The sequence below is a fragment of the Prevotella sp. S7-1-8 genome, assembly GCF_000758925.1.
Taxonomy (GTDB): Bacteria; Bacteroidota; Bacteroidia; order Bacteroidales; family Bacteroidaceae; genus Prevotella.
Genome location: NZ_JRNC01000032.1, coordinates 37,203 through 54,343, shown reverse-complemented (window position 1 = coordinate 54,343; position 17,141 = coordinate 37,203). Strand labels below are relative to the sequence as shown.

General features: G+C 48.2%; 13 protein-coding genes. 5 read left to right on the top strand and 8 right to left on the bottom strand.

From position 1 onward, the window contains the following. The first annotated feature begins 270 nt into the window (after nucleotides 1-270). The gene (locus tag HMPREF1640_RS05115) at nucleotides 271-1,293 is read left to right on the top strand and encodes an acyltransferase (protein WP_036892962.1); all 1,023 of its coding nucleotides are present in this window, start codon (nucleotides 271-273) and stop codon (nucleotides 1,291-1,293) included. A 54-nt stretch (nucleotides 1,294-1,347) separates the two neighbouring features. Here the strand turns inward: HMPREF1640_RS05115 and polA are convergent, their stop codons facing one another. Beyond that, on the bottom strand, nucleotides 1,348-4,110 hold the full coding sequence (gene polA, locus HMPREF1640_RS05110; protein ID WP_036892959.1) for a DNA polymerase I: 2,763 nt from the start codon (nucleotides 4,108-4,110) through the stop codon (nucleotides 1,348-1,350). 89 nt (nucleotides 4,111-4,199) lie between these two features. Between polA and HMPREF1640_RS05105 the strand changes: the two genes are divergently transcribed. Beyond that, entirely contained in the window at nucleotides 4,200-5,177 is a 978-nt protein-coding gene (locus HMPREF1640_RS05105) for a polyprenyl synthetase family protein (RefSeq protein WP_036892958.1), read from the top strand. Between the two features lie 231 nt (nucleotides 5,178-5,408). Here HMPREF1640_RS05105 and deoC read toward each other — a convergent pair whose 3' ends face one another. The 7 genes from deoC to mnmG all read right to left on the bottom strand — a co-directional run bounded on the left by deoC (nucleotide 5,409) and on the right by mnmG (nucleotide 13,130). Next, nucleotides 5,409-6,380, bottom strand: coding sequence for a deoxyribose-phosphate aldolase (gene deoC / locus HMPREF1640_RS05100; protein ID WP_036892957.1), 972 nt, complete (start codon nucleotides 6,378-6,380; stop codon nucleotides 5,409-5,411). Nucleotides 6,381-6,536: 156 nt separating this feature from the next. Continuing rightward, entirely contained in the window at nucleotides 6,537-6,863 is a 327-nt protein-coding gene (locus tag HMPREF1640_RS05095) for a nucleotide pyrophosphohydrolase (protein WP_036892956.1), read from the bottom strand. Nucleotides 6,864-6,878: 15 nt separating this feature from the next. Then, nucleotides 6,879-7,070 (bottom strand): hypothetical protein, encoded by a 192-nt coding sequence (locus tag HMPREF1640_RS05090; RefSeq protein WP_036892955.1) that lies wholly within the window; start codon nucleotides 7,068-7,070, stop codon nucleotides 6,879-6,881. Then, nucleotides 7,067-7,519, bottom strand: coding sequence for a D-aminoacyl-tRNA deacylase (gene dtd / locus HMPREF1640_RS05085; RefSeq protein WP_036892953.1), 453 nt, complete (start codon nucleotides 7,517-7,519; stop codon nucleotides 7,067-7,069). Before dtd ends, HMPREF1640_RS05090 begins: the two co-directional genes overlap by 4 nt. A gap of 678 nt (nucleotides 7,520-8,197) precedes the next feature. Continuing rightward, a complete protein-coding gene (uvrC, locus tag HMPREF1640_RS05080; RefSeq protein ID WP_036892951.1) occupies nucleotides 8,198-10,084 on the bottom strand; it encodes an excinuclease ABC subunit UvrC in 1,887 nt (628 codons plus the stop codon). A gap of 405 nt (nucleotides 10,085-10,489) precedes the next feature. Then, nucleotides 10,490-11,020, bottom strand: a complete 531-nt coding sequence (locus tag HMPREF1640_RS05075; protein WP_036892949.1) for an adenine phosphoribosyltransferase — start codon at nucleotides 11,018-11,020, stop codon at nucleotides 10,490-10,492. A gap of 238 nt (nucleotides 11,021-11,258) precedes the next feature. Beyond that, nucleotides 11,259-13,130, bottom strand: a complete 1,872-nt coding sequence (gene mnmG, locus HMPREF1640_RS05070) for a tRNA uridine-5-carboxymethylaminomethyl(34) synthesis enzyme MnmG (RefSeq protein WP_036892947.1) — start codon at nucleotides 13,128-13,130, stop codon at nucleotides 11,259-11,261. Nucleotides 13,131-13,349: 219 nt separating this feature from the next. Here mnmG and HMPREF1640_RS05065 point away from each other — a divergent pair, with 219 nt between their 5' ends. From HMPREF1640_RS05065 to HMPREF1640_RS05055, 3 genes are read left to right on the top strand one after another with little or no spacing between them, the layout of a single operon-like run. Then, nucleotides 13,350-14,033 carry a fumarate reductase gene (locus HMPREF1640_RS05065; protein WP_036892944.1) on the top strand — a complete coding sequence of 228 codons (684 nt, stop codon included), beginning with the start codon at nucleotides 13,350-13,352 and terminating at the stop codon, nucleotides 14,031-14,033. Nucleotides 14,034-14,074: 41 nt separating this feature from the next. Further along, nucleotides 14,075-16,024, top strand: a complete 1,950-nt coding sequence (locus HMPREF1640_RS05060; RefSeq protein ID WP_036892942.1) for a fumarate reductase/succinate dehydrogenase flavoprotein subunit — start codon at nucleotides 14,075-14,077, stop codon at nucleotides 16,022-16,024. A gap of 17 nt (nucleotides 16,025-16,041) precedes the next feature. Next, nucleotides 16,042-16,797 (top strand): succinate dehydrogenase/fumarate reductase iron-sulfur subunit, encoded by a 756-nt coding sequence (locus HMPREF1640_RS05055; RefSeq protein WP_036892940.1) that lies wholly within the window; start codon nucleotides 16,042-16,044, stop codon nucleotides 16,795-16,797. Nucleotides 16,798-17,141 lie beyond the last annotated feature (344 nt).

The following is a 17,141-nucleotide window of genomic DNA, read 5'->3' as shown; positions in this document are numbered from 1 at the left end:
GCCATTCTGTCTTTATTGGTTAAATTAGCATTTGCTGTTTATTTCGAATACATTCCGGAAACTTGGCGGTAGAACGAATGTGACAACGGAAATGAATGAGTGGATGCCTGCGATAAGTCGTGGGCATTTCCTCTTATCTGTTGTCATAGGTTTCGCCAAGTACCTCGGAATGTGGATAAGTGGACTGTCCACGACTCTGCGTTTCGTTTCCAAAGGTACTTGGCTTTTCCTTTATATTAAAATCTATGGCATTGCTACAATTGGTGTATTATGTCTAAGGATCAGTCAGTGATACTTAAGGGTGTCGCTATCCTCATGATGCTATGGTTGCATCTGTTCTCCAATCCCGCGTTTTCCGATATCTCAAGTCCTGTGTTGTGGATTGGCGACTTGCCTTTTGCCACAGTCTTCGCGCGCGCTTGCGGTCCCGTTGGTTTCTTCTTGGTGTGCAGTGGCTACGGTTTGGCTTACAAACGCTTGCATGGCAGGTTGAGCTATGGTTCTCAGTTGAAACGTGTGGCGAGGCTTTATCTAAACTATTGGCTAATATTAATATTGCTTGTAGGTTGCGGCGTGGCTTTCTGTCCGGAGTTCCGTTTGGGAGGCTTGCGAGTGGTGATAGAAAATTTTGCGGGTTGGAATGTTGACGCTTACGATCATCCAGCTTGGTTTTTGTTGCCTTATTGCTTGCTGTGTTTGTCCGCGCCATTGATATTTGGGGTTATGGATAGAGTGGGGATTTGGCGTGCGCTCGGCGTTTCATTGGCGTTGTCCGTGTTGAGTATGTATGTTATCAGTCGTTACATTGCTCCGGCCAAGGCTCATCATGAGTGGTATGCGATATTGTTTACGTATTTCGACTTGTTGTTCTCTTTCGTCCTGGGCGCGCTTGTATGTTACCGCAATATGCGCTCCTCTTGGACAATAGAGTGGCTGCACAGCAGGCAATGGTTGGTTCGCGCGCTTTTCTTGGCATGGTTTGGGCTGCATCTTCTCACGGGATCGGCCTTGTGGGACGTGCTTTTCTTGTGTCTCTTCATGTTGCTGTTTTTGAACTTGGAGATACGTGGTAGAGTCCGTCGAACGTTGTTGGAGTTGGGCTCCAAGTCCATGACCATGTGGCTTGTTCACGCCTTTGTTTACGGTACGTTTTTCCATGACCAAATCTATGGGTTGAGATTTCCACCACTTATCTTCTTGGGGTTGGTGTTCGCGAGTTACGTTTTGTCCATTCCCATCATGTGGTTGGCTCGCGTTTCGATAGGGAGGATAGGTTGGCTCGCCACAAAATAAGAGATGCGCCGAATGTTCGGCGCATCTCTTATTTTGTGGCTCTCCGTGCGGTTTTTAGTGCGCCTCCAGCCAGTTGTCGCCCCATCCGGCATCGGCTATGAGCGGCACGGATAGCGGGTAGGCGTTTTGCATCTCCTCGATGACAATGCTTTGCACGCGCTCGGCTTCGTCCGGATAGACTGAGAAGTTTAGCTCGTCGTGCACTTGGAGTATCATCTTGGATTTTATATTTTCTTTTTTGAACCTGTTCCAAATGCGCGTCATGGCGAGTTTGATGATGTCTGCCTCGGAGCCTTGTATGGGGGCGTTGATGGCATTGCGCTCGTCAAAACCGCGCACGGTGCCGTTTTTGGAATTGATGTTGGGCAGGTAGCGCCTCCTTCCGAACAGTGTTTCCACGTATCCATGTTCTCGGGCGTAGCGCTTGGCTTGTTCCATATACTCGTGTACTTTGGGGAACGTGTCGAAATAGTCGTCTATGAGCTTGCGCGCCTCGCCGTTGGGAATGCCCATGCGCTGTGCCAAGCCAAAGGCGGTGATGCCGTATATGATGCCGAAATTGGCCTGCTTGGCCTGCTTGCGCTGGCTGTCGGTGACGGCCTCGGGAGCTATTTTCCATATTTTGGCGGCTGTGGCGCGATGTATGTCTTGCCCTTGGCGAAAAGCCTCTGTCATGTGCTCGTCGGCGCTGAGGTGTGCCATGATGCGCAATTCTATCTGGCTGTAGTCCGCGGAGAAGAACTTGCATCCCGGCTCCGGGACGAAACATTTGCGTATCTCCTTGCCATCATCGTCGCGCACGGGTATGTTTTGCAGGTTGGGATTGCTCGAGGAGAGCCGTCCCGTGGCTGTGATGGCTTGGTTGAACGAGGTGTGTATGCGGCCGGTGCGACTGTTGATGAGCTTGGGCAGGGCCTCGATGTAGGTGCTGAGCAGCTTTTTCATGCCACGATAGTTGAGGATGTCCTCGACGATGGGCGATTTGTCTTTGAGCTGTAGCAGTGTATCCTCGGATGTCACGTACTGCCCCGTGCGGGTCTTTTTGGGCTTGTCTACAATCTTCATCTTGTCAAAGAGGATCTCGCCCACCTGCTTGGGACTGTTGATGTTAAACTCACCGCCTGCCAATTCGTACGCGTGGCGCTCGTAATGGGCCATTCGAGCGGTGAACGCGCGGTTGGTTTCGTCGAGCTGCTTGGTGTCTAATCGCACGCCGGCGAGCTCCATGTCGGCCAGCACCCTGACCAATGGCATCTCAATATCCCAAAACAACGGCTCGGCTCCTACCTCTTTAAGTTTGGGCTCCAATGCGTTTTTCAATCTCAAAGTGATGTCGGCATCCTCGGCGGCGTACTCGAAAACCTCTCCCGGTTCAAGGTCGCGCATGTTCTTTTGGCCTTTTCCGCCGGGACCTATAAGCTCTTCTATATGGATGGTGCGATAGTGGAGCAGGGTCTCTGCCATGTAGTCCATGTTGTGACGCTGCTCGGGCTGGATGAGGTAGTGGGCCAGCATGGTGTCGAACATCTTGCCTTTGATGTCCACTCCGTAGCCTCGCAGCACCTCGTAGTCGTATTTGATGTTTTGTCCCACCTTGAGAATGGTGGGGTCTTCGTATAGTGGTTTGAAAATGTTGACGATTTGGATGGCTTGCGCGCGCTCCTTGGGGATGGCCACGTAAAAAGCCTCTTTTTCTTGAACGGCAAAGCTCAATCCCACCAACTCGGCGTCAATGGCGTTGGCGGAAGTGGTCTCCGTGTCTAAACTTAAAATCTTTTTTGTCCGTAAAAAGTCATAAAGTTTGATACAATCGTCTTGATTTTCAATAAGTTTGTAGTTTTTATACGTGGTTTTTAGCGTCTCAAAATTTGAATTTTCGGCGTCGCCTGTCCCTTCGGTCGGATTTGGAGCGAATAAATCCAATTGTAAATTTTGATCCGTTGATGATTTTTTGCTTTTGTTAATAAAGTCGTCTGCCAACTTCCTAAATTCCAATTCGGCAAATATTTCGCGCAGTTTGGTCTCGTCGGGTGTCTTGAGTTTCATCTCGTCCAAGTCGAGCTTGATGGGTACATCTGTCTTGATGGTGGCGAGAAACTTTGATATCTTGATATCATCGATGGCGTTTTCCACTTTCTCGCGCATCTTGCCTTTCAGCCTGTCGGTGTTGGCAATGAGGTTTTCGCAGGTGCCAAACTCCTTGATTAGTTTTGCGGCGGTTTTCTCCCCAACGCCAGGACAGCCCGGGAAGTTGTCTGCCGAGTCGCCCATTAGAGCCAGCAGGTCCACCACTTGGCTTGCCGTCTCAACGCCATACTTATCTTTTATTTCGTTTTCGCCGATTTTCTCATATCCCCCGCCGTGTTTGGGACGGAACATGAAGACGTTGGGTCGCACCAACTGCCCATAGTCTTTGTCGGGTGTGAGCATGTAAGTTTCTATGCCTTCTTGCCCGGTTTTGAGGGCTAAAGTGCCGATGACATCGTCGGCCTCGAACCCTTTGGCCTCCAAAATGGGTATGCGCATGGCCTTGAGTATGCTCTTGATGTATGGCACGGCGGTGTTGATATCCTCGGGCGTGGCCTCTCTTTGTGCCTTGTAGGGTGGGTAGGCGTCGTGTCGGAAAGTCTTGCCACAGTCGAAAGCCACTGCGATGTGAGTGGGGCTTTGCTTTTTAACAATCTCGTTCAGGGTGTTGCAAAATCCCAATATGGGCGAGGTGTTCTGGCCTTTGTGGTTTCGGGTGGGTCGGTTTATGAAAGCGTAATACGACCGGAATATAATGGCGTAGGCGTCAAGGAGAAATAATTTGTCCATGTTTATATTGATTTAAGCGTAAAATTACTAAATTTTTGCCACAATATCCGATAAAAACAGTAATTTTGTAACAAAATATACACGAGTTCATGGATTATTTGTCAACCATCAAGCAACCCATCTTATCGGAGTTGAGCGATTTTGATGATTTGTTCACAAAATCGCTATCGCACCAAAACGGCCTGTTGGGGCAGGCGTTGGAACATGTGCGCCAAAGCAGTGGCAAGCGCATGCGCCCCATGTTTATCCTGCTAATGGCCAAAAACTATGGCAAGGTTAACGAGGTGACGCAGCATGCGGCGGTGGGGTTGGAACTGTTGCACACGGCCTCGTTGGTGCACGATGACGTGGTGGACGAGAGCAGGGAACGTCGTGGGCAAAGCTCGGTCAACGCTGTCTACAATAACAAAGTGGCCGTGTTGGTGGGCGACTATATCCTTTCGACGGCATTGCTGCACGTTAATTACACGCGTAATCAGGAAATTGTCAACACATTGGCCGAACTGGGACGAACGCTCTCAAATGGTGAGATATTGCAGTTGTCGAATATCCAAAACAAGGAAATCTCGGAGGCGGTTTATTACCAAGTGATTAAACAAAAGACCGCCGCGTTCTTCGAGGCTTGCGCATGTTTGGGCGCGATGTCTGTCGGAGCGGACAGGGCGGATATTGAGTTGGCCAGAAAGTTTGGCCAAAATATTGGCGTTATCTTTCAGATACGCGACGATATTTTTGACTATTATGACAAGGAGGAGATAGGAAAGCCCACCGGAAATGATATGGCAGAGGGTAAATTGACGCTTCCGGCGATCCATGCGCTAAACTCAACGGCCGACGAGGCCATGCTCGCGGTGGCTCGAAAGGTGAAGGCTGGCACGGTAACAACCGATGAAATCGGGCGATTGGTGGCTTTTACCAAGGCTCATGGCGGTATAGAGTATGCGGAGGAACGCATGTGGAAGTTGCATGCCGAGTCGCTCGATTTCTTGGAATCCGAGGTGGATGACGATTCGGTGAAGAAAGGATTGAGAGCGTATCTCGATTTCGTGATAGAACGCCAAAAGTGATTTTTTCGTGGTGACGGGTGTTCATGGCTCGTCGAAAAACGCGACATGCAGCCATTGTCGCAGTCCACACGTTTAGATTGTCGCATGTGAAAAAGCGGATATTTTATGCCAGAAGGTTAAAATATCCGCTTTTATTGGTATATGCCAATAGGTGTTGAAAATGGTTTCTATGGGCTACTCATGTATTTTTTGCGTTCCGTTTATTGTGTTTTCAACGCATTGAATGGTGGTTTAGAAGAACTTGACTTGCCGGCCCAGAATTTCGCTTAGCAGCATGTTGGTAAGTCTGCTCGTGCCGAGGCGAAACCACTGGTTGGTGAGCCATTTCTCGCCGAGCACCTCTTTGACGATGGTGTAGAATGTCACGGCGTCCATCACGGAGTTAATGCCGCCCGCTGGTTTCAAGCCTATCTGTATGCCTGTTTCGTCGTAGTACTCCTTGATGGCTTGGCACATGATGTAAACGTCTTGCGCTGTAGCGCCGCCTTTGTCCTTGCCTGTGGATGTTTTAATATAGTCGGCGCCTGCGTACATGGAGAGAATAGCCGCTTTTTTCACGTTGGAAAGGGTGCCCAAGAGGCAGTTTTCGAGTATGACTTTCATGGGAACGTTGCCGCATGTCTGTTTCAACTCGTTGATATCCTCGCACAAGCCCTCGTAGTCTCCGCAAAGAAACTTGCCCACTGGCATCACGATGTCCACGTTTGTGGCTCCGTCTTTGATGGCCAGCGCGGTCTCTGCCACCTTGACCTCAAGGAACGTTTGCGAGGAAGGGAACGCTCCCGAAACCACGGCGATGTCAACTCCGTCTACTTCCAGGGTGTCTTTCACCACCTCGGCGAAGTTGGGGTACACGCAGATGGTGGCCACGTGGGGTAGGTCGGGGTACGCGGTGTCAAACTGGTTGACTTTCTCTACCATGGCCATGATGTTTACATCATTGTCCGACGCGCTTAGCGAGGTGAGCTCCACGCTGCCCAAGAGAAATTTCTTAACCTCGGCGGTGTCGTTCTCGGGCACTTTCTCAACGATGATTTTTTTCAACGCCTTGCCTATCTCGGCCTCGTCAACGTCGCAGTTGTATTTGTCGAGCGCTTGCTCGTACTTGCTCTTTTTCTGTGTTTCGTCCGCGCGACTTGCGTTCACTTGAGCTTTGATGCCACCATTTTTTTTGGTGGGCTGGATGTCTTTGGTGTATGCCATGTTGTTTATTGTTTAATCGATTGGTTTTATTTGTGATAAGATATGGTGTTTGCCCATTGGCGATAAGGTGCATGCATGTGTCAGGGGCTGTGGTTGATGTTTGGGGCGATGGTGATGTGCGCCATATTCCGTGACGTGCGCTCCGCTGGTTTGGCGTCAGGCTTTGAGTTTGGGATTGTTCTTGTGCCTGTTGGCGTCGCGCAGGGTTTTCTTCTCGACGCTTTTCCTAAACTCTTGGGTAAGGTCCACGCCCGTTTGGTTGGCAAGGCAGCACAGCACCCAAAGTATGTCCGCCATCTCCTCGCCCAAGTTGTCTTTCTCACCGGCTTTAAAGCTCTGGTCGCCGTATTTTCGAGCCATTACGCGTGCCAGCTCGCCCACTTCCTCGGTCAAGACGGCCATGTTTGTCAGTTCGCTGAAATATCTCACGCCAAAGGTTTTGACCCATTGGTCCACGGTTTTTTGCGCTTCTTGTATAGTCATTTTTAGCGGTGCGGTTTACGGGTTTCTTTTATTGTGGATATATTCTAATTTTTTAAACAGCATGAATCCGCCCGTGGCAAGTGCGGACGTGACAAGATGACCCCACCAATCCACTTTTGCTCCATTGGCCAAATCTAACGCTGCCAGGCACAGGAAGAGCGCGAACATGAATGTTATAGCGGCTATTTTTATATTGGTCGTTTTCATTCCTTGTTCTTTGAGTCTATGCAAATGGTCACTGGGCCATCGTTGACGAGCTGCACTTTCATGTCGGCGCCAAACTCGCCGGTGCCAATCGGTTTGCCCAACTCATGTGTAAGCGCTTGGCAAAAATACTCGTAGAGTGGGATGGAGATGTCGTGCGGAGCCGCCTTTATCCAGCTTGGGCGGTTGCCCTTTTTGGTGCTCGCCATGAGCGTGAATTGCGAAACCACGATGATGTCGCCGTCTACGTCCCTGACGCTGAGGTTCATCACGCCGTCAGGGTCGTCAAACACGCGCAGGGAGCAGGTCTTTTTGACGAGCCAGTTGGCATCTTCCTTTGTGTCGTCGCTGCCTATCCCTAACAAGACAACGTAGCCTTGGCCAATGGCGGATTTGGTCTTGCCCGCTATGGTGACTGACGCTTGGCTCACTCGCTGGATGACAATTCGCATGATATACGCTAATGTTGGTGTTGTTATTTGACATCACAAAGATAGCAAAAAGATGATATTTACGCAATGATTGGCTTATTATTTTTGTCTCGCCAAGTTTGTTTTTCTGTTTTGTGTTTGTGTTTCTTTGGCATTTTATCATTTTAAGGATACCCTTTTCATGATGATAGCCAAGTTATATTTCATGGTGTTGATAGCTTGAATGGTAAGACGGCGCCATGTTCCCTTGTTTGCTTGCGCCGCTTTTTATGTATGTGAAAATACTTGACAGGTTGTCGTTTGTAGTTCGACTGTTTACGTACTTGCACACCTTTGTTTGCAAATAAGCTCTATATGTAAAACTTTTGTAAGTTGTTGTGTGTTATGTTGTTATGTTGTTTTCTGCTCGTTTTCCGAATTTTTGTTTAATGTTTTGTCTGCGTTTAAGGCTTATTCGCATGTCGATTAGACGCTAAACGCAATCCGATTGCTGTCTAATCGCTTTGTGTTTAAGGCTTTAATGTAGGATGAATAGATACTAATGGGAGAGAGTGTCGTTTTTTATGGTTGCAAGATGGAGGTTTTGCCGTTTAGAAACGCCAATTTTTAGCTGTAGATTACGGTTTGGAAACGTACCTTTTTTTGTGATTAAAATTAGACAAATACTATGATTGTGTGCAATCGTCCGGACATGGCTCGTCATGTTGTCATGTTTTCGTCGCTTGCGGATATTTGTGTTTCCGCGTTTGTTTTGTTTTGGCTTTCAAAGTGTTTTATTATTGTTTCGGCCTTTGATGGACCAACGATGGTAGCAAGTTGCTCAAGTGTTGCTACCTTGATTTTACTAACTGATTTAAAGCTTTTTATAAGTGATTTCTTTGTTTGTGGGCCTATTCCTTTTATGTCATCAAGCTCGGAGTGCAGCGCATGTTTTGATCTCTTGTCTCGATGGAATGTTATTGCGTATCGGTGCACTTCGTCTTGTATTTGTGTCAAGGCGTGAAACAGCTCCGAATCTGGCTTTAATCCAATCACCTTGGGAGGCCATCCATACAGCAACTCGTTGGTGCGATGGTGGTCGTCTTTAGCCAATCCGGCGATGGGGATGTCCAGTTTAAGTTCTTTTTCAACCACATCTCTCACCACGTCCATTTGGCCTTTGCCACCATCGGTGATGATGAGGTCGGGCAGGGCGGCCTCTTCGGCTATCATTCTGCTGTATCTGCGGCGTACCACTTCTTGCATGGAAGCGTAGTCGTCAGGTCCTGTCACTGTCTTGATGTTGTATTTACGGTAGTCTTTTTTGGATGGTTTCATGCCCTTGTAAACCACGCATCCTGCTACGGCGTCGGTTCCGGAGATGTTAGAGTTGTCAAAACATTCTATATGGTATGGCAGTTTGGGTAGTTCCAATTTCTCTTGCAATTCTTTCATTAAGCGGGTTTGCTTCTGCTCAACGTTTAGTTTTTCCACGCGTTTCAGACGGTCGAACTTATACTGTTTCGCGTTCATTTGCGACAGGTCCAGCAAGTGTTTTTTGTCTCCTCGTTGTGGTACGAACAAGTCTGCGTCTTTGATTTTCCATTCCATCTCAAAGGGCACGACTATCTCTTTGGCCTTGCTGTCAAATCTATAGCGTATCTCTGGAATGGCCTGCGTGAGAATGTCCTCGTCTGTTTCGTCTAATTTGCGTTTGTACTCATAGGTGAAACTTTGGTTGATGGTGCCATTTTTTACGTGCAGATAGTTTACGAAGGCTATTTTTTTGCTGTCGTCCTCGGTTACGGTAAAGACGTCCACGTCTTGTATGGTATAGCTTACCACCTCCACCTTGGCTACAAATTCTTTCAAGAGCAGGTAGCGTTGTTTTAGTCGGTCGGCCTCTTCAAATTTTAGTTCCGACGCTTTTTCCATCATTTTTTCATATACCCAGTCGCTTAATTGCCTTGTATTTCCTTTTAAAACCTCTTTGGCTTGCCTGATGTTTTCATTGTACTCTTCATGGCTTTGTTTGCCGATACAGCATGCGTCGCAGTTGTGTATGTGATATTCTAAGCATGGGCGATACCTGTTTTCCTTTATACCTTCGGGCAAGATGGGTTGTTTGCATCGTCTGGGCTTAAACACTTTGTTGATGAGTTCGAGCACGTTGTACATGGCAGTGATGTGTGGATATGGGCCGAAAAACGTGCCATGCTTACGGTTTATGGTTCGCGTTTTGAAGATTCTTGGGAAGTGTTCTTTTGTGACACAAATGCTGGGGTAGGTTTTGCCGTCTTTCAACAGCACGTTATACCGAGGGTTGTATTTTTTGATAAGTGAGTTTTCGAGTAGCAAGGCATCTTCCTCGGAGTTGACAACGGTGTATGATATGTCATGTATCTTGCTTACAAGGACCTTGGTTTTAAATCTGTCCACCTCTTTGTGGAAGTAGGTTGACACTCTGCTTTTAAGTTTTTTGGCTTTGCCTACATATATGATGACATGTTCTTTGTCGTAGAATTGATAGCTGCCAGGTAGCTCCGGCATGTTCAGTACCACGCTCTTTAGATAGTTCAAACGCTTTTCATTTTCTTCCCTTGTCATATCCTTGCTTTCCTTTTATACACTGCTGTTGTCGTGAAAATTGTTTCACGTGGAACGTCTTTGCCTTTTGTGTTTTTGCAAATCTTTCTTTATGTTTTTCTAATGTGTTTTTAGCTTGCCCAAATCTGAATCGTCTTGACATGCAAATATAGCTATAATGTATTCTCTTTGCAATGTTTTGGCTGTTATAATTTTATAAAATTGAGAAATGCGTGGCGGTGGAACTCTATCGCAAGGACATGTTTTTATACGTTTAACGGAAATGTACTTGTAAGAGCTTGTTTTGCCTAAGGCATGCCGTTTGAGAAATGTAGGAGCTTTGTGCAAATGAAAAACCCCACGGTTCAAATTGGCCGTGGGGATTGGTTTACCTTTTTGTGGGGTGGGGTGCGCGTCCTTGAATGGTTAGAATTTTAGAAGACTGGTTATCTCTATGTCAGGGTCAAAGCTGTCGCGCGCGTCGGGAAACTCTGTTTTAAGCTCTATGATGAAATTGCAATAAATTTTCTTTGGATGGAATTTTTTTACTAACTTACATGCCGCTTTCATTGTTCCGCCCGTTGCTAAAAGGTCGTCGTGCAGTAATATCACATCATCTTCCGTTATGGCGTCTTTATGAATTTCGATCGTGTCTATACCGTATTCTTTGGCGTAGCTTTCCTGAATGGTCTCGCAAGGCAGCTTCCCAGGCTTGCGGCAAAGCACTACTCCGGCGTTCAAATGGTAGGCTACGGCCGAGCTCATCACAAAACCCCGACTCTCAATGCCAACAATTTGGGTGATGCCTTTGTCCTTATAGATGTTTACCAATTCATCACTCATGAGTTTTAAGCACTGCTGATTTTTAAACAATGTGCTTACATCTCTAAAAAATACGCCTTTGATTGGCCAATCTGGAATGCATCTCAGATGATTTAATAAAATTTGATTATTCACGTTTATCGTTCTTTTTATATTTTAATTCGTTGCTTGATAAGGGCTTAATCGTATCTTTGTTTCACGTGAAACCATGCTGTCCGCTTGTTGTCGACAGCTTGAACTTTACTTAATGATTTAATGACAATCTATCGAAAAATCGTATATTTTCCATCAATATGGGTTAGTGTAGGGAACAAAACGTTGATGTTTGTTCGTGATTGCGGTTCGCCGTTGGTTGCTCCATTCTCAAAAGACTTCATCGCCCCAGCAGTACCAATAACACGTTAATGTCACTTGGAGACACGCCCGGTATTCGGCTGGCCTGTCCTAATGTGTCAGGATTTATATGCTCAAGTTTTTGCCTTCCTTCGGTGCTAATCTCCTTGAGCTGGCTATAGTCGAAATGCCCTTTTATCTTTATGTCTTCCAATCGGTGCATCTTGTCCGCGATCACGCGCTCTCGCTCAATGTAGCCTTTGTATTTGATTCGTATTTCCGCTCCCTCGCTAATCTCTTCTTTCCTGTTTTCCGGCTCGTTCACCATCTCCTTTAGTGGGGGAATGATGGTTGAAAGCATTGCCATCGTGATTTGTGGCCGGCCTATCAAGTCGGATATTTTACATCCCATGCGTAGTGGGGCGGTGCCGATTGCTTCTAATGCCGAGTTTATTTCTTTTGGTTTTACCGATGTCTCGTCGCAAAATTTGACGAGTCTTCCAATGGCTTTTTTCTTTTGCAACCACCAGTTTAAGCGTTCTTGTGTGGCCAATCCGATGTTGTAGGCTTTTTCCGTGAGTCTCGCGTCGGCGTCGTCTTGGCGTAAAAGTATGCGATATTCCGCTCTCGAGGTGAACATTCTGTATGGTTCGTCCACGCCTTTTGTAACGAGGTCATCGATTAAGACACCGATATAGCTCTCGTCTCTTTTCATTATGAAAGGATCGTTTCCCGAACAAAACATTGCGGCGTTAATACCTGCAACTATTCCCTGTCCGCCCGCCTCTTCGTATCCCGTGGTCCCATTCACTTGGCCGGCCATGAATAACCCTTTTATAATTTTTGACTCAAGCGAGTGCTTTAGTTGGGTAGGGTCAAAATAATCGTATTCTATCGCGTAGCCCGGGCGATAAATCTTGGCGTCCCGCAAGGCGGGTATTTTGTGCAAGGCTCTAAGTTGTGTCTCGATGGGCATGGACGAAGAGAAGCCGTTGAGGTACATCTCGTTGGTGTCTTCGCCTTCTGGTTCTATAAAAAGAGGGTGTTGGTCTTTGTCGGGGAAGGTTACAAGCTTTGTCTCGATAGATGGGCAATAACGTGGCCCGGTGGACTGTATTTGCCCGTTGTATAAAGGAGAGTTGGCGAGGTCTGCACGCAAAATTTCATGCACGGCGCTGTTGGTGTCGCATGTCCAGCATGGGAGTTGCTTCAAGGTGGGGGGCATGCCAAGGTAGCTGAATGTGTGAAACTCGTTATCCCCGGGCTGCATCGCCGTGTCTTCAAAGTGGATGCTTCGTTTGTCAAGCCTTAAAGGGGTTCCTGTTTTCATGCGGGCGGAGCGTATTCCCCAATGGGATATTGATTCTGAAAAATGTGGAACGGCAGGCTCCGCACATCTTCCTCCGGGATATTTATGATGCCCAATATGCATCAATCCGTTAAGAAAAGTGCCAGCCGTGACAACTATTGCCTTGGCCATTATGCTTGCGCCCCATATTGTTTTTACGCCGATTGCCTCACCGTTTTTCACTAACAGTTGGTCTGCTTGGTCTTGCCAGATGTCAAGATTGGGGGTTCGGTCGAGTACGCGTCGCCACTCTACGATAAATCTTTCTCGGTCGCATTGAGCTCGTGGCGACCATACGGCAGGTCCCTTTCCTTTGTTGAGCATCCTGAATTGTATGGTGGTTGCGTCGGTAACCTTGCCCATGTTGCCTCCCAAGGCGTCTATTTCTCTTACGATTTGACCTTTGGCGATACCACCGACGGCAGGGTTGCAACTCATCTGCGCGACCTTGTTCATGTCCATGGTGACCAAGCACGTCTTGGCTCCCATGTTTGCGGCTGCCGTGGCGGCCTCGCAACCCGCGTGCCCACCCCCTATGACGATGACGTCATAATCAAACTTCATTCTTGTCTTTGCTTTTTCTGCAAAAGTACATAATATTCCTGATTTTTTAACTCTTTTACTTTGATTTATCACTAAAATATAGTATTTTTGCGGTCTAAACGTGCGTGTAGGATACCTAAAAGACGGTATTTGTCTCATCGTGACGGTTAGGGAAAGAACTATCTGCGTAATCATTCCTGAGCGAAATCTAACAGTTAAATATTTAAAAATCAATCATTTATGTGGTTAATCAATTCTCCAATTGGTAGAAAGGTAGTGATGTCGTTGACCGGCATTTGCCTTATTCTATTCCTGACTTTCCACTGTTGCATGAACATTGCGGCTTTTTTTTCGGGAGAAGCCTATAATATGGTATGTGAATTTTTGGGAAGTAACTGGTATGCGGTTGTTGGGACAGTGGCTCTCGCCGCCTTGGCCGTATGCCATATAATTTACGCTTTCATCCTCACGATGCAAAACCGGCGCGCCCGTGGCAATCAGCGCTATGAGGTGACAAGCCGCCGTCCAGAGGTCAGTTGGGCGTCTCAGAACATGCTTGTGTTAGGGCTGATCATCTTTCTGGGGCTTTTGCTTCACATGTACAATTTCTGGGGCCACATGATGTTCGCCGAATTGGCAGACATTCAAGTGGCGCACGATCCTGCCGATGGCTTCGCTTGGATACAGGAGACGTTCTCCGATCCGATTTACTCCATTCTTTATCTTGTATGGTTCGCGGCTCTTTGGTTCCACCTTGCTCATGGCTTTTGGAGCTCTATGCAGACGCTTGGCCTTAGTGGCAAGGTTTGGTTGAAGCGCTGGCAGTGCATAGGCCTTGTTTATGTAAGCGTCCTTATGGCTGTGTTCGCGTTTCTCGTGCTCTCTTTTTGGTTAGGATTTGCCCCCAGCATGTGCTGCGCTTGACCTCCAATTTACATTCCATAATTAAATATAGACGATTGATTATGTCACCAATAGATTCTAAAATTCCGGATGGCCCATTGGCCGAGAAATGGACAAATTATAAAGCTCATCAGAAATTGGTCAACCCGACCAACAAGCGTAAGCTCGATATCATCGTGGTTGGAACCGGTCTTGCTGGCGCCAGCGCCGCTGCGTCACTTGGCGAGATGGGCTTTCACGTTATCAACCTATGCATTCAAGACAGCCCTCGTCGCGCGCACTCTATCGCGGCGCAGGGTGGTATCAACGCGGCAAAAAACTATCAAAATGATGGCGACGCCGTTTACCGCCTGTTCTATGACACCATCAAGGGTGGCGATTACCGTGCTCGCGAAGCCAATGTTTATCGTTTGGCCGAGGTTAGTGCGGCCATCATCGACCAATGTGTAGCTCAGGGCGTGCCTTTCGCCCGTGAGTATGGCGGCATGCTTGCCAACCGCTCTTTTGGAGGTGTGCAGGTAAGTCGTACTTTCTATGCCAAGGGACAGACGGGGCAGCAGCTACTCCTTGGAGCCTATTCGTCATTGATGAAAGAGGTCAACAATGGCACTGTGGAGCTTCACACCCGCACAGAGATGGAAGACATTGTTGTCATAGAAGGCCGCGCGCGAGGCATTATCGCCAAAAATTTGGTAACTGGCAAGCTCGAACGCTATGCCGGTCATGCCGTGTGCCTTGCCACCGGTGGGTACGGAAACGCCTATTTCCTCTCCACTAACGCCATGGGTTGCAACGCCACCGCTGCCGTTCAGGCCTACCGAAAAGGCGCTTATTTTGCCAACCCGTGCTTCGTTCAGATACACCCCACGTGCATTCCCGTGCATGGAGACAAGCAGAGTAAGCTAACGTTGATGTCTGAGTCGCTGCGCAACGATGGCCGTATTTGGGTGCCAAAAAAGATAGAAGACGCTAAGAAATTGCAGAGCGGAGAGCTTCAGGGGCGCGACATTCCTGAAGAAGACCGTGATTATTATTTGGAGCGCAGGTACCCGGCGTTTGGTAACTTGGTGCCTCGCGACGTGGCGTCACGTGCCGCCAAGGAGCGCACGGACCATGGTTTTGGCGTTAACAACACAGGCTTGGCCGTGTTCCTCGATTTCGCGGAGGCCATCGAGCGTCTTGGCAGGGATCGCGTGGCCGAGCGTTACGGAAACCTATTTGACATGTACGAGGAGATCGTGAACGTCAATCCATACGAGAACCCGATGATGATCTATCCTGCCATCCATTATACCATGGGCGGCCTTTGGGTTGATTATGAATTGCAGACCTCCATCAAGGGGTTGTTCGCGCTTGGAGAATGCAACTTCTCCGACCACGGAGCCAACCGCTTAGGGGCGTCGGCATTGATGCAAGGACTTAGCGACGGTTACTTCGTCATTCCTTATACTATGCAAAATTACTTGTCAGACCAGATTACCGTTCCACGTTTCAGCACCAACCTTCCAGAGTTCGAGGAGGCGGAAAAGGGCGTTGAGGCTGAGATCGATCGTTTGATGAACAGCAAGTATCATGATGAGAGCGTCGATTCGCTCCATAAGCGTCTTTATAAAATCCTATGGAATTATGTCGGCATGGCACGTACAGCCGAGGGACTTAAGAAGGCCATCGAGATGCTCAAGCAGATGCGCGTGGAGTTTAATGAGCACGTGCGCATTCCCGGATCCAAAGAGGGTCTTAACGTCGAGCTTGACAAAGCCATCCACCTTCGCGACTTTATCACCATGGGCGAACTTATCGCATATGACGCGTTGCACCGCAACGAGAGCTGTGGCGGACACTTCCGCGAGGAGAGCAAAACCGAGGAAGGCGAGGCCAAGCGCGATGACGAAAACTTCATGTACGTTGGTTGTTGGAAATATGGAGGCTCTGATGATGTGGCCCCCGAGCTGATCAAAGAACCCCTGAACTACGAGTATATCAAAGTTCAGACCAGAAACTACAAATCATAAATTAAGGAATCAAGACAATGGATAAAAATATTTCATTCACGTTGAAAGTATGGCGTCAAAACGGTCCCACCGCAGAGGGACATTTTGACTCATTCGAAATGAAGGATATCTCCGGTGGAACATCCTTCCTCGAAATGTTGGACATCCTCAATGAGCAGCTTATCGAAGACAACAAGGAGCCGTTCGTCTTTGATCACGACTGCCGCGAGGGCATCTGTGGCATGTGTTCTCTCTATATCAATGGGCATCCCCACGGACTTGCCCAGGGAGCCACCACTTGCCAGCTTTACATGCGCCGGTTTAACGATGGCGACGTTATCACCGTGGAACCATGGCGCTCGGCCGCGTTCCCTATCATCAAAGATTGCATGGTAGACCGTTCTGCTTTCGACAAGATTATCGCCGCGGGTGGATACACCACCGTGCGCACGGGGCAGGCCCAAGACGCCAACAATATCCTTATATCCAAGCAAGACGCCGACGAGGCTATGGATTGCGCCTCTTGCATAGGTTGCGGCGCATGTGTCGCCGCCTGCAAGAATGGCTCGGCCATGCTTTTCTTGAGTTCCAAGGTCAGCCAGCTGGCGCTTCTTCCACAAGGCCGCCCAGAGGCCGCCCGTCGTGCCAAGAACATGATCGCGAAGATGGAAGAGCTTGGATTTGGCAACTGTACCAATACCCGCGCTTGCGAGGCCGAGTGCCCCAAAAACGAGTCTATAGCCAATATAGCCCGTCTTAACCGCGAGTATATTTGCGCCAAGTTGGCCGATTAGTTTGACGAGGCTCTTTTAAAGAGATTTTCCCGCTATATCAATATAACCGCAAGAGGATCGCTCTTGCGGTTATTTGTTTTTCAAAAGACGCCTTCGCGGCCAACTCAAGTAAGCGTTTCCCATGCCATGTCGCCCCTAATTGGCTTCATGCGCAAAAAAAAAAGAAAAAGGATGTGCCATCTGTGGCGCATCCTTTTCCATATAAGCGCGGAAAGCAGCCGCCTTGGGTCCATCTTCTATTAGAAGTCTTGAGTGGGCGCTATAGGATCGCTATCATAAGTGCCAAGCCTCTCCACCCATTTCCTCGGTAGGGTTGGTGTCCGGCTCATTGGCAAGAAATTCTC